2 protein-coding genes and 1 pseudogene are annotated in these 4,113 nt (G+C 33.3%); 2 read left to right on the forward strand and 1 reads right to left on the reverse strand.

Going from position 1 to position 4,113, the window contains the following annotated elements; translation table 11 throughout:
• Nucleotides 1-1,722: pseudogene (locus tag ABWO04_RS10205) on the reverse strand (hypothetical protein); the annotation flags it as partial.
• A 255-nt stretch (nucleotides 1,723-1,977) separates the two neighbouring features.
• Between ABWO04_RS10205 and folE the strand changes: the two are divergent.
• Both folE and cysS read left to right on the forward strand, forming a co-directional pair.
• Complete coding sequence (gene folE, locus ABWO04_RS10210; RefSeq protein ID WP_353079606.1) at nucleotides 1,978-2,649, forward strand: GTP cyclohydrolase I FolE; 672 nt, start codon at nucleotides 1,978-1,980, stop codon at nucleotides 2,647-2,649.
• A gap of 132 nt (nucleotides 2,650-2,781) precedes the next feature.
• Nucleotides 2,782-4,113, forward strand: a 1,332-nt coding sequence (gene cysS / locus ABWO04_RS10215) for a cysteine--tRNA ligase (RefSeq protein ID WP_353079605.1), incomplete at its 3' end; no start/stop codon positions are given.

The following is a 4,113-nucleotide window of genomic DNA, read 5'->3' on the forward strand; positions in this document are numbered from 1 at the left end:
AACAGTATTAATACATAATGTAGTTGTAGCACCTGTTGTTACTGTATTGCTAGGTGTAACCGTAATGGTTCCTGTAGCATTAAATGTACCACAACCTCCAGTCAATGGAATGTTATAATTAAATGTTCCTGATGCTGTTGGCGTACCACTAATAGTAATGGTATTTGCTGCCCAAGTAGCCGTAACACCCGCTGGAAGTCCTGTTGGTGTTCCAATTCCTGTCGCACCAGTTGTAGTGTGAGTAATGGTTGTTAAAGCCGTGTTGATACAAATAGTTGGTGTCGATGTAGGTAACGAAACCGTGTTGTCTGGATTAACAGTAATGGTTGCTGTAGAAGTTAATGGCGTGTTAACGACTGGAGAACCAACTGCAATATTTGTTAAACTATACGTTGTTGTTGCAGTCAAAGGGGTTGGTGTATTCCACGTAAATGAACCTGATGCATTTAAAGTTACATTATAAGTATTTGTACCTTGTGTGAATGAAACGACTGCACTTGGCGGACCTGTAAAAGTTAATTGTCCCGTATTATTAGTACAAATGGTATTACCTACTGCTGTAGCACTATTTGTACATCTAACATCTAATAAAAATGAAATATCATCTGAATCTACACATTCTGAAGAGGTATTATTTCGAGCACGTACATAAATTGTAGTATCAACTCCCGGTTGAAAAGCAGAAGGATTTGTAATTTGCCCTGTAACAGGAAAAGTATAAATAATTGAAGCACCTAAATCAGTAAAAAACGAAACCGTAAAATCTGCAGGATTTAAAGGTGCTAACATAGCTGGAATTAAAGTTGTTAAATCAAATGTTGGATTACAATCTCCTAATGGGCCTAATTGCGTAGGTGGTGCTGTTAAAACTGGTGTAGAACCGAAAAATATATTTACAGAATCTTCAGTTGGGGTACCACAATCGGGGTGAGTAACCCTTACTTTCCAGGTTCCAGATTGAGTAACTGTTATTGATTTTGTTGTTAAAGTAGGTTGTAATACACCATCCTTAAACCATTGGTAAGCTAATGTGTTTTGATTTGGTGGTGGATTTTGAAAATTACAATGTAAGGTTTGAGAACTTATACTAGAATTACAAAATGAAATGGTATTAATAGCTGGAGGATTGGGATAAACAGAAGTTGCAGTCGGACCCAAATCAACACCACAAACCACATCACAGTTAGTAGAACCTGCTCCTGGTTGACCTGCATTAAGCTGCTCTAAAACAAAAAAACCTGGTTGATTTGAATAATTAGTAATTAATAAAACATAGTAGGCATTTGGATTTGCGTTAGTTATGGTAAATATTTCAGTAGGACTGGCTGAATAACTACATGCTACAATATTGTTTACCCCCCCATTTAAATTTCCATTAGGAAAATCAAACAACTCCGTACAATTTGAATCGTCATTAAATGGACCCCAACAAACAAAATCAACATCATTATTATTGTATGCAGGTGCATTATTACCTTGATGTAAAGAGAAATTAATATTACCAGCAAAACCTACACGGAATTTAAACCAAGCAGCGTTTGGAGTTGTACTGCAACAACCAATACCTCCATAACCAATATTACCATTTGGCCCATTAAGACCACTTGGCTGTGGATCAATATTACCACTACATACGGGAGCAGCTGTCTCGCAAGTAGTGTTTTGCGAATAAATAAAATTAATGCTAAAAAAGGTAAAAAATAATATAAGAAATTTTTTCATTTTATATTTGTAAATATTAGAGTAAAAAATGTGTACTGAATAGCAAAAATAAAAAAAAAATTAACTTTTCGTTAATAAAATTACATTTTAACAGTAGTATTTGTTTTTTGACGGATTAAATAACATTTCATCGATTTTAACAATTGTTAAACGAAATATTAGTGTTGATTTTAAAAATAAATTACTTTATAAAATTATAAAACTAATTTATTTATAAATGCATATATTTGCAGTTAGATGAAAATAATAGGTATGATGATTAACAACGAAGAACATAACGATGAAATTGGCAACAATCATATTGCTACAAATACACAAAACCCAATAAGATCTGATGCTTTTGAAATTTCTGACGAAGAAAAAATCACAAGAATCAAAAAAGATGTAGAGAGTATTCTTTTAACGTTAGGAATGGACTTAACAGACGACAGTTTGAAAGGAACACCAAACCGAGTAGCCAAAATGTTTGTAAAAGAAATTTTTGGCGGCTTGCATCCAGATAAAAAACCAAGTGCCTCTACATTTGAAAACAAATACAAATATGGCGAAATGCTTGTTGAAAAAAACATTGTAGTATATTCTACTTGTGAACATCATTTATTACCTATTTATGGTAGAGCGCATATTGCTTACATTTCAAACGGAACAGTTGTTGGTTTATCAAAAATGAATCGAATTGTAGAATATTATGCAAAAAGACCTCAAGTTCAGGAACGTTTAACGATTCAAATTGTAAAAGAATTACAAAGTGTTTTAAACACGGAAGATGTGGCTTGTGTTATTGATGCCAAACATATGTGTGTGAACTCAAGAGGTATTAAAGATATTGAAAGCAGCACCGTGACTTCTGAGTTTGGCGGGAAATTTAAAGAAGAAAAAGTAAAAAGAGAATTTTTAGACTATATTAAATTAGATACACGATTTTAATTAGCCCTGATTGCAGTGAAAATCCTTTTTTAAATGTTGACTGAGGTTCTCGAAGGGAACATTTAAAAAAGATTGTAACGGAAAGCAGGAATAGCTTCAAAAAAAAAATAAAAAAAACATAAATTAAACAAAATGCCACTTTACGAAACCAATCCACTTCAAGTGTATAATTCTTTATCGGGAAAAAAAGAAAATTTTAAATCGATTCACGAAGGTCAAATTGGTATGTATGTTTGTGGACCAACCGTTTACAGCAACGTGCATTTAGGAAATGTAAGAACTTTTATGAGTTTTGACATGATTTATCGTTATTTATTGCATTTAGGATATAAAGTAAGATATGTACGAAATATTACAGATGCCGGACATTTAACAGATGATGGCGATGTAAACAACGACAGATTTGTAAAACAATCGCGTTTAGAAAAATTAGAACCTATGGAAATTGTACAGAAATATACTGTCGATTTTCATCATGTTTTAGAAACGTTTAATTTGCTACCTCCTACTATTGAACCCACAGCAACGGGTCATATTTTAGAACAAATTGAATTGACTCAAAAGTTAATTGAAACCGGTTTTGCCTATGAAAGCAATGGTTCTGTTTATTTTGATGTGTTAGAATACAACAAACGTGGTTTAAATTATGGCGAACTAAGCAATAGAAATATTGAAGAATTATTTGCCAATACCAGAGATTTAGACGGACAAACTGAAAAGAAAAACCCACAAGATTTTGCACTTTGGAAAAATGCTTCTCCAGCTCATATTATGCGTTGGAACTCACCTTGGGGAGCTGGATTTCCTGGCTGGCACTTAGAGTGTACTGCTATGAGTACCAAATATTTAGGTGAAACTTTTGACATTCATGGTGGCGGTTTAGATTTAAAATTTCCACATCACGAATGTGAAGTAGCACAAGGAACGGCATGTAACGGCGTAGCGCCAGTAAAGTATTGGATGCACGCCAATATGTTAACTATGAATGGTTTGCGTATGAGCAAAAGTACTGGAAATTACATTTTACCAATGGAGTTATTAGAAGGTAAAAACGATTTCTTCGAAAAAGAATTCAATCCAAGTGTGGTACGCTTTTGTTTTATGCAAGCCCATTATCGAGGTGTTTTAGATATTTCAAATGAAGCAATTCTGGCTAGCGAAAAAGGGTATAATCGTTTAATGGAAGCCATAACGCTGTTATCTAAAATTGAAACCATCGCTACTTCTTCAGTAGATATTGCATCTTGGAAAAAAGCGTGTTACGATGCCATGAATGACGATTTTAATACCACTATTTTAATGGCGCAATTATTTGAAGCGGTAAGAATCATAAATCTATTAAACGACAAAAAAGAAACAATTTCTGAAACGGATTTAACAGAATTAAAAACCACATTAGAAAGTTTTGTTTTTGATGTTTTAGGATTAACAAATAAAAAAGCTGAAGGAAATAACAATAAATTA

The organism is Flavobacterium sp. (assembly GCF_040382755.1).
Taxonomy (GTDB): domain Bacteria; phylum Bacteroidota; class Bacteroidia; order Flavobacteriales; family Flavobacteriaceae; genus Flavobacterium.